Origin of the sequence: Stenotrophomonas sp. BIO128-Bstrain (genome assembly GCF_030128875.1) — a bacterium.
GTDB lineage: Bacteria > Pseudomonadota > Gammaproteobacteria > Xanthomonadales > Xanthomonadaceae > Stenotrophomonas > Stenotrophomonas bentonitica_A.
The window spans coordinates 2,109,668-2,128,480 of record NZ_CP124620.1 but is presented as its reverse complement, the minus strand read 5'-3'; the positions used below and the strand labels follow the sequence as shown (position 1 = coordinate 2,128,480).

Below are 18,813 nucleotides of genomic sequence, written 5' to 3'. Positions count from 1 at the left end.
AACCCCGTCCCAGTGGCGGGGTTTTTTCATGGGCGATGGCTAGCGAATATTTAACGGGCACGCGACGATAATTTGCGAATGAAACTATGGTCCATCCGCGGTAACACCCAGAAACTCGACGGCGGTGCGATGTTCGGCAACGCCCCGCGCGCGGTGTGGGAAAAGTGGGCGGCACCGGACGATCTCAACCGGATCGAACTGGCCTGCCGTGCACTGCTTGCCAGCCCGCTGGCGGGCAAGACCGTGCTGTTCGAAACCGGTATCGGGGCCTTCTTCGAACCGAAGCTGCGTGACCGCTACGGCGTGCAGGAACCCGGCCATGTGCTGATCGAATCCCTGCGCGAGGCCGGTTTCGAGCACGAGGACATCGACGTGGTGGTGCTGAGCCATCTGCATTTCGATCATGCCGGTGGACTGCTGGCGCCGTGGAGCGAAGGGCGCACGCCCGAACTGCTGTTCCCGAATGCGACCTTCCTGGTCGGCGCCGAGCACTGGGCGCGCGCGCTGCACCCGCACCCGCGCGACCGTGCCAGCTTCATCCCCGAACTGCCTGGCCTGCTGCAGGCAAGCGGTCGGCTTGAAATCGTCGACGGCCCGCACTCCAGGACGCTGGGCGACAGCGTGCGTTTCAGTTTCAGTGACGGGCACACGCCGGGCCTGATGCTGGCCGAGATCATCGGCCCCGAAAGCGTGGATGGCCAGGCGCGGGGTGGGGTGGTGTTCTGTGCGGACCTGATTCCCGGCCGCTCGTGGGTGCACGTACCGATCACCATGGGCTACGACCGTAACGCCGAACTGCTGATCGACGAGAAACGCAGCTTCCTGGAAGACAAACTGGCCCGCAACGTCCATCTGTTTTTCACCCACGACCCGCAGTGCGCGCTGGCGCAGGTGTCACGCGATGAGAAGGGCCGCTTCGGCACCGTGCACGAACAGGGCGAACTGAAGGCCCGCGCGCTCGCGTAACGCCTGCGGTAGGTGCCGACCGTTGGTCGGCACGGCACCCACGCCGCGGGCATTACCCGCTCAACGCGTCAATGCGCCTTCAAACACCCGCTCATGAACGTCTTGCGCGCATCGCCGGCCAGCTTCTTCGCGGCCGCATCGGCGTTGCAGGTCTTCATGCGCTCCTGCGGCGTGCTCGCCGTCGGCGCCGGAGCGCTCAGGCAGGCCTTCTGTGCAGTTTTGTAGTCCTCGCCGGTCTTGCCTTTGTTCCTGGCCGAGCAATCGGCCATCCGCTGTTGCTGCGGGGTCGCCGCGCTGGCGATCACAGGGCCACCCAGAAACAGCAGGCAGGCCAGCAGGGACAGGGTCTTCATGACGCAGCTCCACGCACGGGTTGATGGTGCGCGCAGCTTCTGCCTGGCCATGGCCAGGCCGTGTGAAGCACCGGCGGCCGGTGCTGGCCGCCGGTCAGAACGAGCGGATCAACCGACCACGCGGGTCCCGAAGATGCGGTCGCCCGCATCGCCCAGGCCCGGCAGGATGTAGCCCTTCTCGTTGAGCTGGGCATCGATGGCGGCGGTGAAGATCTCCACGTCCGGATGCACGGCCTGCACGGCGGCGATGCCTTCCGGCGCGGCGACCAGGAAGATGCCCTTGATGCGGCGGGCGCCAGCGCGTTTGAGCATGTCAATGGTGGCGATCAGGGTGCCGCCGGTGGCCAGCATCGGGTCCAGGATCAGCGCATCGCGCTCTTCCAGGCGGCCGGTCAGGCGCTCGAAGTAGGGCACCGGCTGCAGGGTTTCCTCATCGCGCTGCAGGCCGACCACGCTCACCCGCGCGGCGGGGATCAGCGAGAGCACGCCACTGAGCATGCCCAGCCCGGCACGCAGGATCGGCACCACGGTGATCTTGGCCCCGGCGATGCGCTGCACCGTGACCGGGCCGGCCCAGCCGGCCATGGTGTGGGCTTCGGTATCCAGGTCGGCGGTGGCCTCATAGGCCAGCAGCCCACCGAGTTCATTGGCCAGCTCGCGGAAGTCCTTGGTGCTCAGGGACGCATCGCGCATCAGGCCGATCTTGTGCTGCACCAGCGGATGGCGCACTTCGACGATTTTCATGGGGGAATCAGGGGAGAGGAGAGGTCACTAGTGTGCCGCAACACCCAACCGAAGCCAAAAGCCGAAGCCGCCATGCCCGGTAGTGCCGAGCCATGCTCGGCAGGCCCGCGACCCCGATCTCCGCCCTAGATGTCCCCGGTGTCATCCCCATGCAACCTCCCGGACATACCGTGCTGACCCATTCTTTACACAGATTGGGGAATGCAGTGCAGAAGAAGCGTCCGTTGGGCCTGGCGATCAGCCTTTCATTGCTGGCGGTGATCACCCCGTCCGCCCATGCCGCCGATACGCCCGATGGCAGCACGCTGGCCGGCAGTGCCGCCGCCGGTGCCGGTGCCGCCGCCATCGACCTGGACCGCGTGGAAGTACGCCCGCAGCTGGAGTCGCAGACGCGCGCGGTCGACCTCAAGCGCAGCAGCGATGCGATCGAAGATGCAGTGTCCTCCGATGCCATGGGCGTCTACCCGGACCAGAACGTGGCCGAATCGCTGCAGCGCCTGCCCGGCGTCAGTGTCACCCGGGACCAGGGCGAGGGGCGCTTCGTGGTCATCCGTGGCCTGGATGCCAATCTCAACAGCGTCAGTGTCGACGGCATCGCCATCGGCACCCCGGAAGACTCCAGCCGCGCTGCACCGCTGGACGTGATCCCCTCCGACTCGACCGAGCGCCTGCGCGTGGTCAAGTCGCCCACCCCGGACATGCCGGGCGACGCCATCGGTGGCGCAATCCTGGTCGAGTCGGCTTCGGCGTTCGACCGCGAAGGCCGCAACCTGCGCGGCAAGATCGAAGCCAGCCACCAGCAGCTCTCCGGCAATACCAGCCCGAAGGCCGCGATCAACTACAGCGAAGTGTTCGCCGATACCTTCGGCGTGGCGCTGGGTGTGAACTACCAGAACCGCAAGTTCGAGTCCGACAACACCGAAGTGGAGTACGGCGAGTTCGACGGCGGTGCCGAGGACGACCTGTTCGCCAACAGCCTGCAGCAGCGCAAGTACGAGATCGAGCGCAAGCGCATCGGCGCCAACCTCAACCTGGACTGGCACCCGGACGAGGACAACCGGTATTACCTGCGCACGCTGTACAGCCAGTTCGACGATGCCGAAACCCGCCAGCGCACCCTCTTCAACTTCGGCGATGGCGAGGTCACCGCGCTGGGCAACAACCAGTACCGCGTCGATGACCTGCCGGCCGATGCGATCCAGAAGCGCATGCGCTACCGCACCAAGAAGGAAAACACGTTCACCACCAGCGCCGGCGGCGAGAACCGGTTGACCAATGCGGTGGTCGATTACAAGGTCGGCTACACGCGTACCGAAGAGCGCGTCAACGACGAGATGGAGGCGCGCTTCGAGTACAACGGCGATGACCTGGGTGCCAGCGTCGATCAGAACAGCGGCATCCCGCGCTATACCCTGACCAGCACGCAGTGGATGGACAACGGCAACTACGATTTCGATCGTTTCGTGGTGTCGCCCAAGCAGGTCAACGACAGCGAGCGCAGCGCGCAGATCAACGTGCGCTTCGATGGGGATTCGTCCAGCTACAAGATCGGCCTGCTGGGCCGCTGGCGCGACCGCGACGTCAACGTGGATGAGCGCGAACTGCGGGTCGGCCCGGACGTGGCGTTGTCTGACTGGACCACCTCCACGCCCGATCACCGGGGCGGCAGCCTCGGCCAGGGGATGAGCTCGGACGCCATGCGGCGCTACTGGGCCCAGCAGGGCGGCCAGTACAGCGCCCGCCCGCAGGATGCCGGCGGCAACGCCCTGGCCTCGCTGGAAGAGGACTACACCGCCAGCGAGGACATCTTCGCCAGCTACGCGATGGGCACCTGGGATGTTGGCGCGCTGCGCATCATCGGCGGCGTACGCGTGGAGAACACCCAGTTCAGTGCCACCGGCAACAGCGTGGAGGTGGCGCCCAACGGCCGCAGCTTCACGGTCACCCCGCTGAGCGTGAGCCGCAGCTACACCAATGTGCTGCCTGGCCTGCACCTGCGCTACGACGCAGGCGATGACTGGGTGCTGCGCGCGGCCGCCAACAAGACCGTCTCGCGCCCCTCGTTCGGCGATGTGGCGCCGCGTGTCGGCCTGAGCCGGGGCGATGAGGAAGTGCGGATCGGCAACCCGCAGCTGGACCCGTACGAATCGAAGAACATCGACCTGTCGCTCGAGAAGTACCTCGGCAGCACCGGCATCGTCTCGCTGGGGGTGTTCCACAAGTCGATCGATGGCTATATCGTCAACACGGTGAGCAACACGGATCCGGCGTATCCCGGCTTCGAAGTTACCCGGGTGATCAACGGCAACAAGGCCACGGTCAAGGGTGCCGAGTTCAACTGGCAGCAGCAGCTCGCCTTCCTGCCGGCCGGCTGGGATGGCCTGCTGGTCGGCGCCAGCGGTACCTGGCTGGACACCGATTTCGACCCGGGCGTGGCCGGTCGCGAGCGCGACGACTTCATGTTGCCGCGTGCCTCCAAGCATGTGTACAGCGCGCACATCGGCTATGAAAAGGCCGGCTTCAGCACCCGCGTGGCAGCGGTCTACCGCAGCGAGTATCTGGACTCGCTGGGCGACAGCCGCGCGTATGACATCTACGTCGCACCCAACACCCAGCTCGACTTCAGCATGGACTACAAGATCACCTCGAACGTGAGCGTCTACTTCGAAGCGCAGAACCTGCTCGACAAGCCGCTGGAGTTGTACCAGGGCGTGCGCTCGCGCACCCTGCAGAACGAGGAGTATGGCCGTACCTACGCCCTCGGCCTGAAGGTGGCCCTGTGATGCGCGCCTCCCATTGCCTGAGCCTGCTCGCGCTGGCGCTGTTGACCGCCTGCAGGCCTGCCGCCGCCCCCGGAGCAGCGACGCCGGACCCTGCGGCACCCGCGGCGCCGACAGCTGCTGCCGACGCCTCCGCCGCGCGCCAGGTCGCCACGGTCGCCGAGGCGTTCCTGACCCCGATGACCCCGGACGACAACATCGACTCGCCGGCCAGCTGGACCACGCCCGACGGCCAGGTCTGGCTGATCGCCACCGCCAAGGCCACCGACAAGCTGGTGGTCTATGACGGACAGACCGGCGCGAAGCTGCGCGATGTCGGCAGCCTCGGCACGGCGCCGGGCCAGTTCGACCGCCCCAACGGCATCGCCGTGGTCGATGACCTGGTGCTGATCGTTGAGCGTGACAATCACCGTGTACAGGTGCTGCAGCTGCCGGACTTCACCCCGCTGGGCGTGTTCGGCGCCGATGAGCTGCGCAAGCCGTACGGGGTGTGGGTGAACAAGCTCGGCAGCGGCTACGACGTGTACGTCACCGATTCCTACGACGCTGGCGAAGACGCGCAGGGCAACGATGTGCTGCCGCCGCTGGCCGAGCTGGACAAGCGCGTGCGCCGGTATGCGCTCACTGTGCAGGGCGGCAAGGCGCAGGCCTCGCTCACCGCCAGCATCGGTGACACCACCGAAGCGGGCGCGCTGCGCGTGGTCGAATCGATCTGGGGCGACCCCGCCAACGACCGCCTGCTGATCGCCGAAGAGGACGAAACCTACGCCAGCGAGTTCAAGGTCTACACGCTGGAAGGTCGCTTCAGCGGCACCACGTTCGGCCGCGATGCCTTCCAGGCCCAGGCCGAAGGCGTGATGCTGCGGACCTGCGGCAAGGATGGCTGGTGGATCACCACCGAGCAGGGGAAGCAGCGCAGCGTGTTCCACCTGTTCGACCGCCACACCTTGAAGCACGTCGGCGCCTTCCAGGGCAACACGGTGGCCAACACCGACGGCATCTGGTCGATGCAGGCGCCGTCCGCGCGTTTCCCGAACGGCGCGCTGTACGCCGTGCACGATGACCAGGGCGTAGTGGCCTTCGATTGGGCCAGCATCGCCAAGCAGTTGTCGCTGCCGCTGGAGTGTGGCGCGTGAGCCGCGTTCCTGCCGCCCTGACCGCGCTCGCACTGGGGCTGCTGCTGTGCAGTGGCAGCGCCGTGGCAAAGAACGAGGCCGAGACCGGTGCCGAACCCAACACCCAGGTCCCGGCCGGCAACCGCCATTACGCTGCGAGCGGATTCCCGGACCGGCTGGTCGCCTCCCCGGCGCAGGACGCTGCCCACGGCTTCTCGGTCGCCTGGCGCACCGATACCTCGGTCAAGGCACCGGTGCTGGAATGGGTGCTGGCCGGCGACTCTCCGGATGTCGGCACGCCGACCCGCATCACCGCCACCACCCAGGCGCTGAGCACCGAACTCGGCACGTCCCACCATCACCGTGCGGACGTGACTGGCCTGCAGCCGGACACGCTGTATCTGTGGCGCGTGCAGGGACAGAACACCTGGAGTGCCTGGAACCAGCTGCGCACCGCCGGCCGTGCCGAGCAGCCGCTGACCCTGTTGTATTTCGGTGATACCCAGAACAAGAACCTCAGCCACGTCTCCCGGGTGATGCGGGCCGGCATCAAGGCCGCCCCGGACGCGCGCCTGAGCCTGTTCGCCGGTGACCTGGTCAGTGGGGGCGATGGGCAGGACGACAGCGAGTGGGGCGAGTGGTTCGCCGCCGCCGGCTGGCTGCCGCAGGAAACCGCGGTCGCCCCGGCGATCGGCAACCATGAGTACTTCGAGGAGTTCGAAGACACCCCGCAGGAGCGTCGCGTGCTCGGTCGCCACTGGCCGGTGACGTTCGCGCTGCCGCGCAACGGCGTGGACGCCGCGGACACCAGCACCTACTGGTTCGACTACCAGGGCGTGCGTATCGCGGTGCTCGATGGCACCTCCGCGCTCGATCTGGGCACGGCCAAGGCGCAGGCGGCGTGGCTGGACACGGTGCTGGCCGACAACCCGCACCCGTGGAGCATCGTCCTGCTGCACCAGCCGTTCTATTCCCCGCGCGAAGGCCGCGAGAACACCGAGCTGCGCGATGTGCTGCTGCCGGTGGTGCGCCGTCACCAGGTCGATCTGGTGCTGCAGGGCCATGACCATACCTATGGCCGCCGCGGTGAAGGCCAGGGCGCGACGCCGCAGTTCGTGGTCACCGTGGCCGGGCCGAAGCAGTACCGGCTGTCCGATGAGGCCCGCGCCACCATGGCGCCGGTCGGCGAGGACACGCAGCTGTTCCAGGTGCTGAAGATCGACCCGACCCATCTGCGTTACGAGGCGCGCACGGTCACCGGACGCCTGTACGACGGTTTCGAGTTGACACGTGGCACCGATGGTCGCAAACAGAAGACCGAACTGACGCAGGGACGCATCGCCCCCCGTGACTGCACGCGCGCGCATACCCTCAAGGGGCGCGCCGACCGTTGCTGGGAATGACCGACCGGCCGGGCCGCTGCGGCGTGCCCGGCCCTTCGTGGAGACCGAGATGATCCATCGCCGTTCCATCGGGCGGGCTGTGTTGGCCGCGTCCCTGCTGCTGCTCACCGGCGCCGGCGTGGCCGGCAACGCAGTGCTGCACCCGTTCCTTGCCGCGCAGCCGAACAATGCCCCGGAAGAGGTGAATCTGGCCGTGGAGATCCCGGCTGGCAGCGTCACCAAATACGAGATCAAGGAGGACGGCCTGGTCCACGTGGACCGCTTCCAGTCGATGCCGGTGGCCTACCCGGCCAACTACGGCTCGATGCCGCGCACGTTGGCGGGCGACAACGACCCGCTCGACGCGCTGGTGCTGACCCGGGAGCCGCTGCATCCTGGCGTGATCGTGCGGTTCCGTCCGATCGGCTTCCTGAAGATGGTCGATGACGGCGAGCAGGATGAAAAGGTGATCGGCGTGCCGACTGACAAGATCGACCCCACCTACGCCACCATCCGCGATCTGGACGACCTGCCGCTGATCGAACGGCAGCGCATCGAAGCCTTCTTCCGCGTCTACAAGGACCTGCCGGCCGGCCGCAACCCGGTCCAGCTCAACGGTTGGGGCAATGCCGCCGAGGCCAAGGCGCTGATCCGTGCTTCGATGCAGCGTTTCGATGCGCAGCAGCGGCACGCGAAAGGCGACTGAGGGCCCAGGTCACGGGAGCGGCTGCTGATCCGCCGCTCACGCACCACCTTCCGTGACGCCGAGCTCGTCCGCTATGCTCGATGCCCTGCGGCGGGGCACTGCCGATGGCAGGCCATTCAAGGGACGGGGCGACGGCACATGGAAGAGGAGATCAAGCGCGGCGTACTGACCGTGATCCACAACGGTCTGCTCTGGTAGCCCTCCCGGCCGATCACGCCGGGCCGGCGCTCGCCTTCTGCAGCCGCCGCAGGAACACGGCCATTTCCTTGACCGCCTGCTTGTCGCCGTTGGTCCCGGCGACAGCACTGCCTTGCTGCCATGCCTGTGCCGCCGCCTCCGAATCCCCGGCCGCCAGATGGGCTTTGCCCAGCCATTTCCAGCCCGCCGAGTACCGTGGATCCTGTGCGACACAGCGCTGCAGATGGATGACCGCTTCCGCGGTGTGACCCGCGTCGAGCAGGGCCTTGCCCAGGCCGAAGCGGAGCAGGGCGCTGTCGCGGCCCTGCTCGAGCAGACGTTGCAGTGCGGAGATATCCATTCGATGCAGACTCAGGCAGCGGTGAGGCGGGCAAGCGGCGGGTCCAGCACTGCAGCCTCGGACGGCGTGGCGGAGGGCTGCGTGCCGAGGCCGAGTGCGGGACCCGTGTCCATCAACGGCCGCCGGCGGCCTGGTAACGGCGCGCGACTTCGGTCCAGTCGATCAGCTCGAAGAACGCAGCGATGTAATCCGGGCGGCGGTTCTGGTAGTTCAGGTAGTAAGCGTGTTCCCACACATCCAGCCCCAGGATCGGCGTGCCACCGGAGAGGCCCGCAACGTCGCCCATCAAGGGGTTGTCCTGGTTCGGGCTGCTCTCCACCAGAAGCTTGCCATCGCGGCTCAACGTCAACCACGCCCAGCCACTGCCGAAGCGGGTCTGCGCGGCCTTGGTGAAGGCCTCCTTGAACGCGGCGTAGCCGCCGAGGTCGCGATCGATCGCCTGCGCCACAGCGCCTTCCGGCGTGCCGCCGCTGGCGGTCAGCACCGTCCAGAACAGGCTGTGGTTGGCATGCCCGCCACCGTTGTTGCGGACGGCGTTGCGCACCCCTTCGGGCAGGGACCCGATATCGGCGATCAGCGCGTCGATATCCGCGCTCTCGATCCCGGCATCGGTGAGGGCGGCATTGAGATTGGTGACGTAGGTCTGGTGGTGCCTGGCATGATGGATTTCCATCGTGCGTGCATCGAAGTGCGGTTCGAGTGCGTCGTAGGCGTAGGGCAGGGCGGGGAGGGTGTAAGCCATGGGTATCTCCAGCAAAACGAAAGGGCGGGTCGGTACAGGTACGAAGCACAGGGGCTTCGGCAGGCCCGCGTTGGTTCGGTGGACGCCACGATAGAACCTCAAGCGTGATTGAGGTCAAGCACGGCGATGTGGAACAGTGCGGACCATCCGCGCGTGATCGCTGCCTGTCCTTCACCTGCACTGGCTATCATTGCCTCTCGAATCTTCCGGGGTAGTCTCGTGTCGGTAGCGTTGGTGTGGTTTCGCCGTGACCTGCGGTTGCAGGACAACCCGGCCCTGCAGGCGGCCTTGGATGCCGGCCATGTGCCGGTGCCGGTCTACATCCATGCGCCCCGGGAAGAAGGCGAGTGGGCGCCGGGCGGCGCGTCGAACAGCTGGTTGCACCGCTCGCTGGCGGCGCTGGACGCTGACCTCCGTGCGCGCGGTTCTTCGCTGGTGCTGCGCCAGGGCGACAGCCAGGCGCAGCTGCAGCAGCTGATCGAGCAGACCGGGGCGGTGGCGGTCTACTGGAACCGCAAGTACGAGCCGGCCACGCAGCCGCGCGATGCGAAGATCAAGCGCGAACTGCGCGAGCAGGGCATTGAGGCCGAGAGCCACAACGGCAGCCTGATGTTCGAGCCGTGGGACGTGGCGACCCAGCAGGGTGGGCCGTACAAAGTGTTCACGCCATTCTGGCGCAATGCGTTGACGCGCCTGCAGCTGCCGGCGCCCACCCGCGTGCCTGACCGGCTGCCCGCGCACACGGCGGGCGGCGAAACGCTCGATGCCTTCGGCCTGGCACCCTCGATACCGTGGGACCGGCAGTTCTGGGACCACTGGCAACCAGGCGAGGCCGGTGCGCACGAAGCGCTGACGGTGTTCATCGATGGTGCCCTCAACGGCTATCGCGAGCAGCGTGATCTGCCGGACCGGGTGGGCACCTCGCTGCTGTCGCCGCACCTGCATTTCGGCGAGATTGCCCCGTGGCAGATCGTCCGCCGGCTGCAGGGCGAGCGCAGTGCCAGCCGCGATGCCGACATCGACGGCTACATCCGCGAGCTGGGCTGGCGCGAGTTTTCGTATCACCTGCTGCATCACTTCCCGCAGACGCCGGACCACAACCTCAACCCGCGCTTCGATCAGTTCCAATGGGCCAAGCCCGATGCGGACGCGCTGCGTGCATGGCAGCAGGGCCGCACCGGCATTCCGATCGTGGATGCGGGCCTGCGTGAGCTGTGGGCCACCGGCTACATGCACAACCGCGTGCGCATGATCGTCGCCAGCTACCTGTGCAAGCACATGCGCCAGCATTGGCGCGAAGGTGCGCGCTGGTTCTGGGACACGCTGGTCGATGCAGACCTGGCCAACAACACCATGGGCTGGCAGTGGGTGGCCGGCACGGGGGCCGACGCTGCGCCGTACTTCCGGATCTTCAATCCGGTGACGCAGTCGCAGAAGTTCGATCCGCAGGCGCGTTACATCACGCGCTGGGTGCCGGAACTGGCCGCGCTGCCGCTGAAGGCACGCTTCGCGCCCTGGCAATCGCCGCAGCTGCTGGCCGAGCACGCCCCAGCCTATCCCGCCTTGCCGCTGGTGGATCTGGGCGAAGGCCGCGACGCCGCCTTGGCCGCGTATCGGCACTCAGGCGGGGCGTGATGGCCATCTTGGATCATCCGGTTCTGGGGTAAGCGTTTACCTGAACAGGGAGCTGCCGAGCGTGCCATTCATCATGCCGGCATCGCGTTGGGCTGTTTATGCTCTTCACGGCCCGCAAGCCGGCGCCGTCCGGTAACCAAGGAGAACCCTCATGATTCGACCCGCAACCCGCAACGTGGCCCTGGCCCTGATGACTGCTGCCGCCCTGACGGCCTGCGCCACCGGTGGCTCCTACGTGCAGAGTGACCAGTACGGCAACCCCGTCGAACAGCAGAACCGCACCGGCCGCAACGCCCTGATCGGCACTGCCGTCGGCGTCGCCGCCGGCCTGCTCAGCGGCAACAGCGCCACCGAGCGCCGCCAGCACGCCATGATCGGCGCCGGTATCGGTGCACTGAGCGGCGCGGCCGTCGGCCAGTACCAGGACCGCCAGGAACGCGCCCTGCGCGAACGTACCGCCAATACCGGTATCGACGTCTCCCGTGATGGTGACAACCTGACCCTGAATCTGCCGGACGGCATCACCTTCGATTTCGGCAAGTCCACCCTGAAGCCGCAGTTCTACAGCTCGCTCAATGGCGTGGCCAGCACGCTGGCCGAGTACAACCAGACGATGATCGAAGTGGTCGGCCATACCGACAGCATCGGCAGCGACGCGGTCAACAACCGCCTGTCCAAGGAACGTGCCGATTCGGTCGCCGCCTACCTGGCCGGCCAGGGCGTGCAGCGCGCCCGCATCGAAACCCTGGGTGCCGGCAAGGCCTACCCGATTGCCGACAACAACACCGATGCCGGCCGCGCGCAGAACCGCCGTGTCGAGATCCGTGTGATTCCGTTGCAACAATAACGCGACGCGTTTTGTTGCAACGTTCGCGCCGTAGGCGGGAACAGAATGCCGCCCTTGCAGGCGGCATTCTTGTGGGGACCGGCCGTGGGCCGGGACGCCCTGAACAATCTCGTCCACTCGCACACCCGCAACACCAAAACGACAACGCCGCCCAAGGGGCGGCGTTGTCGTTCACACGGCACTGCGCTGATGAAGCATGGTCAGAATCACCCCGCGGTCACCGTCTCCAGGATGCGCTTCCCGGTCGCCTGCAGCTCGGTTTCCACCTGGGTCTGCTGCTGCTTGGCCAGCTTGGCCGCCGGGCACTGCGCGAGCATGTAGTTCGCATCGAAGTTCATCTTCTCCACCAGGAAATCGACGAACGCGCGGACCTTCGGCGACACCAGCCGGCCGCCGGCGAACACCGCGTTGAAGTCCACTTCCGGCCCGGTCCAGCCGGCCAGTACGCGGCGCACCATGCCCGATTCGACGAACGGCTTGGCCATCACGTCACCGGTCAGCAGCAGGCCTTCGCCGCATACCAAGGCACCATTCAAGGCGGACGGGTCGTTGGCCACCAGCAGCGGGTTGACCGGGAAATCCAGCAGTTCGCCGCCGTTCTCGCCCAGCTGCCAGAAGAACCGGTTGTTGTTGAGGTTGCGCGCCTTGCGCATCGCCAGGATGCGGTGGAACTGCAGCTCATCCGGATGCAGCGGCTCGCCGTAGCGTTCGATATACGCCGGGCTGGCAAACACCTGCGTACGCAGACTGCCAAGCTTGCGTGCCACCAGGTTGGAGTCGGGCAGGGTGCCCACGCGCAGCGCCAGATCCGCCTCACCGGCGATCAGATCCAGCTTTTCATTGCCCAGGTGCATGTCCAGCTGGATTTCCGGGTACTGCGCATGGAACTGACCCAGCAGCGGCGCGATCCAGGTGATGCCGATCGAATAGGGCACGGTGAAGCGCAGCCAGCCGCGCGGCCCGGACTGCAGCTGGTTGACCGCGCCTTCGGCTTCCTCCAGCTCGCGTGCGATGCGCTGGCAATGCTCGTGATAGACCGAGCCGGCTTCGGTGAGGCCGAGGCGGCGGGTGGTCCGGTGCAGCAGCCGTGCGCCCAGGCGCGTTTCAAGTTCCTGCACTTTGCGGCTGACCGTGGTCTTGGGTAGCCCCAGTGCCGTGGCGGCGGCGATGAAACTGCCTTGCTCGACCACTTTGACGAAGATCAGCGTGTCGTTGAGATCGTGGGCCATGACGGGATCCAAAGTCGGGGGAGGGGAAGAGTGCCGCAAATGATTGTGCCGAGCACGGGATGATTATTCCCCTAAATCCGGACTAATCAAGGGGGAGTTTGAAGACTAATCTGGCGCCATTCCAGATATGAAGGACGTCAACCATGTGGTTGCGGAACATTCTTGGCCGCCTGCGTAGCGGCCCCAGCGCCCCGCTGGACCTCGCGATGACCGTTGAAGCTCGCCCGGGATCCCTCTCCCGCAAGGCTTTCCGCGAATTCACTCCGCCTGCCAACATGCAGCGTGGCGGCAGCATCCGCCTGGGCGCCCGCGGTGGCGATCGACTGGGCCGAATTGGGATTATCCCGGCGACGGGAGTGAAAGTCCCATGAATGGGACATTGGCCCCCGAGGTGCTGGTGCTCGGTGGCACCGGCAGCGTGGGCCAGGGCATCGTGGCGGCCTTGCTGGAGGCCGGCAGCCCCGTGCTGGTGGTCGGCCGCGATCCCGGCCGGCTGGCGGCGCTGCAGGAGCAGTTCGCCGACGAGCCGGGCCTGGAAGTCCTGCTCGGTTCGCTGGGCGATGATGGCTCGGCGCGCACGGTGGCCGAGCGCATCGGCGGGCGCCCGCGCGCGCTGGCTGCGGTGGTGGATGCGATGGGCGGCCCGTACAACCGCGGGCGGGTGACCGACCGCAGCGGCGACGCGTTGCTGCAGGCGCTGCAGGCCGACGTGATGCCGCACGTGCACGCCGGCCGGCATCTGCTGCCGCTGCTGCGCGGCGGCGCGCAGGCGCGGCGCTACGTGCTGGTGGGCGGCCCGGCCGGCTTCAAGCCGTGGGCCGGGCATGGCGAGTCCTCCATCACCATGTCGGCCACGCGCATGTACGCGCAGGTGCTGCACCAGGAAGCCCAGGCCCTGGGCGTGCGTGCGCAGATGCTGGAAGTGTGCGATCCGGTGTGTACCCCGGCCAATGCGGCCAAGGCCTGCATCGAGTGGCCGAGCGCGCTGCTGGTCGGCCGCCGTGTTGTCTCGCTGCTCGACAACTGCACCGACAACCGCGCCATCGTCCGCTGCGATGCGCGCGATGCCGAACTGCCGCGCGGACTGCTGCACCTCGACCGCCCTCCACCGATGTCGCGCAACACGGCCGGCACGGCTTGACCTCTACCAAGGTTCAGGTCCCAGGCTACGCCCCCACGTCGCCCCACGTTTTCGATTCTGTATCACCACCCCTACGTACGGATGCATGTCATGACTTCCAACTCCTCCCCGCAACGTTTCACCCGACGGCTGGCCATGGCCGGCGTTTCGATCCTTGCCGCCGCGGTGCTGACTGCCTGCAGTGGCAGTCATGCTGAAGAAGCGGGCATGCCGCCGCCGCCGTCGGTCAGTGCCGCGCCGGTGCTGGTCAAGCAGGTCAGCCAGTGGGACGACTTCAGTGGCCGCGTCGAAGCGGTCGAAAGCGTTGAGCTGCGTCCGCGCGTCTCCGGCTACATCGACAAGGTCAACTATGTCGAAGGCCAGGAGGTCAAGAAGGGCGATGTGCTGTTCACCATCGACGCACGCAGCTACCGCGCCGAGCTGGACCGCGCCACCGCCGAGCTCAACCGCGCGCGCACCCAGGCCCAGGTGAGCCGCAGCGAAGCCGACCGTGCCCGTCGTCTGTCCGACCAGCAGGCAATCTCCACCGAGACCTGGGAACAGCGTCGTGCCGTTTCCGAGCAGGCGCTGGCGCAGGTGCAGGCCGCGCAGGCGGCGGTGGATGCGGCGCGCTTGAACATGGAGTTCACCCAGGTGCGCGCCCCCATCAACGGTCGCGCCGGGCGCGCGATGGTGACCGCCGGCAACCTGGTCACCGCCGGCGACAGTGCCAGCGTGCTGACCACGCTGGTCTCGCTGGACAAGGTCCACGTCTACTTCGATGCCGATGAAGGCACCTTCCTGCGTTACGCACAGATGGCCCGCAAGGGCGAACGCCCGAGCGAGCGCGACAGCGAACTGCCGGTGAAGGTGGGCCTGTCCGGTGAGAATGGTTTCCCGCATGAAGGCAAGGTCGACTTCCTGGACAACCAGGTGACCCGCAGCACCGGCACCATCCGGGTCCGCGCGCTGCTGGACAACGCCGACCGCGCGTTCACTCCGGGCCTGTTCGCCCGCGTGCAGCTGCTGGGCAGTGGCCAGTTCCAGGCCATGCTGATCGATGAAAAGGCCGTGCTGACCGATCAGGACCGCAAGTTCGTCTATGTGGTCGACAAGGACAACAAGGCACAGCGCCGCGATATCGAACTCGGCCGCAATGCCGACGGCCTGCGTATCGTCGAGCAGGGCCTGAAGGCCGGTGACCGCGTGATCATCGATGGCGTGCAGAAAGTCTTCATGCCCGGCATGCCGGTCCAGGCCAAGGCCGTTGCGATGCAGCCGGTTGTCGCACCGGTAGCCGCGCCGGCTGTTGCAAAGAATTGAAGGGCAGCCGACTGACCGTCGGTTCTACATAGCAGCCGACCAACGGTCGGCTCTACCGTGACTGCCATCGCCCCGTGCAGGGGAACCCGCCACCGCTGTCGCCTGCGACAGCGGCCGGGGTCGTGCACGCCGGCGCTGGTGAAACCCCAGGAATCCACCCATGGACTTTTCCCGTTTTTTCATTGACAGGCCGATCTTCGCGGCGGTGCTGTCGATCGTGATCTTCGCCGCTGGCCTGATCGCGATCCCGATGCTGCCGATCAGCGAGTACCCCGAAGTGGTACCGCCTTCGGTGGTGGTGCGTACGGTGTACCCGGGCGCCAACCCGAAGGTGATCGCTGAAACCGTGGCCACGCCACTGGAAGAAGCGATCAACGGCGTGGAGGACATGATGTACATCAAGTCCGTCGCCGGCTCCGACGGCGTGCTGCAGATGACCGTGACCTTCCGCCCGGGTACCGATCCGGACGAGGCCGCGGTCAAGGTGCAGAACCGCGTCGCCCAGGCGCAGGCGCGCCTGCCCGAAGACGTGCGCCGCCAGGGTGTCTCCACCCAGAAGCAGTCGCCGACCTTCCTGATGGTGGTGCACCTGACCTCGCCGGACGGCAAGTACGATTCGCTGTACCTGCGCAACTACGCCCGCCTGCACGTCAAGGATGCCCTGGCACGCCTGCAGGGCGTGGGCGATGCGCAGATGTTCGGCGGCGGCGACTACGCCATGCGTGCGTGGCTGGACCCGGACAAGATCGCCGCGCGCGGCCTGACCGCCAGCGATGTGGTGCGGGCGATGCGCGAGCAGAACGTGCAGGTCTCGGCCGGCCAGCTCGGCGCCGAGCCGATGCCCAGCAGCGACTTCCTGACCCTGATCAATGCGCAGGGCCGCCTGCGTACCGAACAGGAATTCCGCGATATCGTGCTCAAGGCCGGTGACGACGGTGAAGTGGTGCGCCTGTCCGATGTCGCCCGCCTGGAGCTGGGCGCCGGTGACTACACGCTGCGCTCGCAGCTGGATGGCAAGAACGCGGTCGGTATCGGTATCTTCCAGGCCCCCGGCGCGAACGCGCTGGCAATCCGCGACTCGGTCATCCACACCATGGATGAGCTGACCAGGCAGTTCCCGCCGGGCGTGAAGTACGAAGCGGTGTATGACACCACCATCTTCGTGCGCGATTCGGTCAAGGCCGTGGTCTCCACGCTGCTCGAGGCGATCGCCCTGGTGGTGCTGGTGGTGATCCTGTTCCTGCAGACCTGGCGTGCCTCGATCATTCCGCTGATCGCCGTGCCGGTGTCGATCGTGGGTACCTTCGCGGCGCTGTACGTACTCGGCTTCTCGATCAACACCCTGACCCTGTTCGGGCTGGTGCTGGCGATCGGCATCGTGGTCGATGACGCGATCGTGGTGGTGGAGAACGTCGAACGCAACATCGAAGAAGGCCTGACTCCGCTGGCCGCCGCCCACCAGGCAATGCGCGAAGTGTCCGGCCCGATCGTGGCGATCGCGCTGGTGCTGTGTGCCGTGTTCGTGCCGATGGCGTTCCTGTCCGGTGTGACCGGTGCGTTCTACAAGCAGTTCGCCGTCACCATCGCGATTTCGACCGTGATCTCGGCGATCAACTCGCTGACCTTGTCGCCGGCCCTGGCCGCACGCCTGCTCAAGCCGCACGGCGCGCCGAAGGATGGCCTCACCCGCCTGATCGACCGTCTGTTCGGCTGGATCTTCCGTCCGTTCAACCGCTTCTTCAAGACCAGCTCGGAGAAGTACCACGGTTCGGTTGGCCGCCTGCTGGGCCGTCGTGGCCTGGTGTTCGTGGTCTACGCCGGCCTGCTGCTGGCCACCGGCCTGATGTTCAAGGCGGTGCCGGCCGGCTTCATCCCGACCCAGGACAAGCTGTACCTGATTGCCGGCGTGAAGCTGCCGGAGGGCTCCTCGATCGCACGTACCGACGCCATGCTGGCCAAGGTCGCCGAGATCGCGCGCAATACCGATGGCGTGGCGCACACGATCCAGTTCCCGGGTCTGAACGCGCTGCAGTTCACCAACACGCCCAACACCGGCGTCGCATTCGTTCCGCTCAAGCCGTTCAGTGAGCGCAAGGGCCGCACCGCCGCGCAGATCAATGCCGAGATCAACGCCAAGATCGCCGGGCTGCAGGAGGGCTTTGCGTTCTCCATGATGCCGCCGCCGATCCTCGGCCTGGGCAACGGCAACGGCTACCAGATGTTCATCCAGGACCGCGGCAATCTCGGCTATGGCGCACTGCAGACGGCGGTGAGCACGATGCAGGGTGCGGTCGCGCAGACCCCGGGCATGGCGTTCCCCATCACCAGCTACCAGGCCAACGTGCCGCAGCTGGATGCCGAAGTGGACCGCGTCAAGGCCAAGGCCCAGGGCGTGGAGCTGACCGAATTGTTCGACACGCTGCAGACCTACCTGGGCTCGGCGTACGTGAACGACTTCAACCAGTTCGGTCGTACCTGGCAGGTGATCGCCCAGGCCGACGGCCAGTTCCGTGACAGCGTGGAAGACATCGGTCGCCTGCGTACCCGCAACAACCGTGGCGAGATGGTGCCGATCGGCTCGATGGTCACCGTGAAGCAGACCTACGGCCCGGACCCGGTGCTGCGCTTCAACGGTTACCCGGCGGCCGATCTGGCCGGCGAAGCCGACCCGCGCATGCTGTCCTCGGCCGAGGCCATGACCAAGCTGACCGAAATCGCCGGCAAGGTACTCCCGGTCGGCATGCAGACCGAATGGACCGACCTGAGCTACCAGCAGGCCACCCAGGGCAAGGCCGCCTTCATCGTGTTCCCGGTGGCGATCCTGCTGGCCTTCCTGGTGCTGGCCGCGCTGTATGAAAGCTGGTCGTTGCCACTGGCGGTGATCCTGATTGTCCCCATGACCCTGCTGTCGGCGTTGTTCGGCGTATGGATGACCGGTGGCGACAACAACGTGTTCGTGCAGGTCGGCCTGGTGGTGCTGATGGGCCTGGCCTGCAAGAACGCCATCCTGATCGTCGAGTTCGCCCGCGAACTGGAGATGGGCGGCAAGGGCATCGTGGAGGCTGCACTGGAAGCGTGCCGCCTGCGTCTGCGCCCGATCGTGATGACCTCCATCGCGTTCATCGCCGGCACCATCCCGCTGGTGATCTCGCATGGCGCCGGTGCGGAAGTCCGCTCGGTCACCGGTATCACGGTGTTCGCCGGCATGCTGGGCGTCACCCTGTTCGGCCTGTTCCTGACCCCGGTGTTCTACGTGGCCCTGCGCAAGTTCGTCAGCCGTAACGGCGGCGGGCAGCTGGTGACCCACGGCGAACCGACCATCCACCACTGATT

At 66.7% G+C, this 18,813-nt stretch carries 15 protein-coding genes; 10 read left to right on the top strand and 5 right to left on the bottom strand.

Annotation, left to right across the window (positions count from 1 at the left end; genetic code table 11):
* Nucleotides 1-78 precede the first annotated feature (78 nt).
* Nucleotides 79-966: an MBL fold metallo-hydrolase gene (locus POS15_RS09475; RefSeq protein ID WP_019183237.1), complete on the top strand. Its 888-nt coding sequence runs from the start codon at nt 79-81 to the stop codon at nt 964-966.
* A gap of 68 nt (nt 967-1,034) precedes the next feature.
* On the opposite strand, the gene POS15_RS09470 is transcribed toward POS15_RS09475, so the two are convergent.
* Together POS15_RS09470 and upp are read right to left on the bottom strand one after the other, a co-directional pair.
* Nucleotides 1,035-1,319: a PsiF family protein gene (locus POS15_RS09470; protein ID WP_046272929.1), complete on the bottom strand. Its 285-nt coding sequence runs from the start codon at nt 1,317-1,319 to the stop codon at nt 1,035-1,037.
* Nucleotides 1,320-1,427: 108 nt separating this feature from the next.
* Nucleotides 1,428-2,063, bottom strand: a complete 636-nt coding sequence (gene upp / locus POS15_RS09465) for a uracil phosphoribosyltransferase (RefSeq protein WP_019183235.1) — start codon at nt 2,061-2,063, stop codon at nt 1,428-1,430.
* A gap of 206 nt (nt 2,064-2,269) precedes the next feature.
* Between upp and POS15_RS09460 the strand changes: the two genes are divergently transcribed.
* Genes POS15_RS09460 through POS15_RS09445 form a run of 4 tightly spaced genes read left to right on the top strand, consistent with a single transcriptional unit; the run spans nt 2,270 to nt 8,046 of the window.
* Nucleotides 2,270-4,846, top strand: coding sequence for a TonB-dependent receptor (locus POS15_RS09460; RefSeq protein WP_284129569.1), 2,577 nt, complete (start codon nt 2,270-2,272; stop codon nt 4,844-4,846).
* A complete protein-coding gene (locus POS15_RS09455) occupies nt 4,846-5,979 on the top strand; it encodes a phytase (RefSeq protein ID WP_019183233.1) in 1,134 nt (377 codons plus the stop codon). Before POS15_RS09460 ends, POS15_RS09455 begins: the two co-directional genes overlap by 1 nt.
* A gap of 32 nt (nt 5,980-6,011) precedes the next feature.
* Nucleotides 6,012-7,361 carry a metallophosphoesterase family protein gene (locus tag POS15_RS09450; protein WP_284129633.1) on the top strand — a complete coding sequence of 450 codons (1,350 nt, stop codon included), beginning with the start codon at nt 6,012-6,014 and terminating at the stop codon, nt 7,359-7,361.
* Nucleotides 7,362-7,410: 49 nt separating this feature from the next.
* Nucleotides 7,411-8,046 (top strand): inorganic diphosphatase, encoded by a 636-nt coding sequence (locus POS15_RS09445; protein WP_046272930.1) that lies wholly within the window; start codon nt 7,411-7,413, stop codon nt 8,044-8,046.
* A 211-nt stretch (nt 8,047-8,257) separates the two neighbouring features.
* Here POS15_RS09445 and POS15_RS09440 read toward each other — a convergent pair whose 3' ends face one another.
* Together POS15_RS09440 and POS15_RS09435 are read right to left on the bottom strand one after the other, a co-directional pair.
* Complete coding sequence (locus POS15_RS09440) at nt 8,258-8,584, bottom strand: tetratricopeptide repeat protein (protein ID WP_019183230.1); 327 nt, start codon at nt 8,582-8,584, stop codon at nt 8,258-8,260.
* A gap of 112 nt (nt 8,585-8,696) precedes the next feature.
* Nucleotides 8,697-9,326, bottom strand: a complete 630-nt coding sequence (locus tag POS15_RS09435) for a superoxide dismutase (RefSeq protein ID WP_046272932.1) — start codon at nt 9,324-9,326, stop codon at nt 8,697-8,699.
* A 219-nt stretch (nt 9,327-9,545) separates the two neighbouring features.
* Here POS15_RS09435 and POS15_RS09430 point away from each other — a divergent pair, with 219 nt between their 5' ends.
* Both POS15_RS09430 and POS15_RS09425 read left to right on the top strand, forming a co-directional pair.
* Nucleotides 9,546-10,961, top strand: a complete 1,416-nt coding sequence (locus tag POS15_RS09430; RefSeq protein ID WP_046272933.1) for a deoxyribodipyrimidine photo-lyase — start codon at nt 9,546-9,548, stop codon at nt 10,959-10,961.
* 151 nt (nt 10,962-11,112) lie between these two features.
* Complete coding sequence (locus tag POS15_RS09425) at nt 11,113-11,808, top strand: OmpA family protein (protein ID WP_019183227.1); 696 nt, start codon at nt 11,113-11,115, stop codon at nt 11,806-11,808.
* Nucleotides 11,809-12,014: 206 nt separating this feature from the next.
* Here the strand turns inward: POS15_RS09425 and POS15_RS09420 are convergent, their stop codons facing one another.
* Complete coding sequence (locus POS15_RS09420) at nt 12,015-13,037, bottom strand: LysR family transcriptional regulator (protein WP_019183226.1); 1,023 nt, start codon at nt 13,035-13,037, stop codon at nt 12,015-12,017.
* A gap of 367 nt (nt 13,038-13,404) precedes the next feature.
* On the opposite strand from POS15_RS09420, the gene POS15_RS09415 reads away from it, so the two are divergent.
* The 3 genes from POS15_RS09415 (at nt 13,405) to POS15_RS09405 (ending at nt 18,811) form a co-directional block, all read left to right on the top strand.
* On the top strand, nt 13,405-14,178 hold the full coding sequence (locus POS15_RS09415; protein ID WP_019183225.1) for an SDR family oxidoreductase: 774 nt from the start codon (nt 13,405-13,407) through the stop codon (nt 14,176-14,178).
* A 90-nt stretch (nt 14,179-14,268) separates the two neighbouring features.
* Nucleotides 14,269-15,480, top strand: coding sequence for an efflux RND transporter periplasmic adaptor subunit (locus POS15_RS09410; RefSeq protein WP_019183224.1), 1,212 nt, complete (start codon nt 14,269-14,271; stop codon nt 15,478-15,480).
* Nucleotides 15,481-15,640: 160 nt separating this feature from the next.
* Nucleotides 15,641-18,811, top strand: a complete 3,171-nt coding sequence (locus POS15_RS09405) for a multidrug efflux RND transporter permease subunit (protein WP_284129566.1) — start codon at nt 15,641-15,643, stop codon at nt 18,809-18,811.
* Nucleotides 18,812-18,813 lie beyond the last annotated feature (2 nt).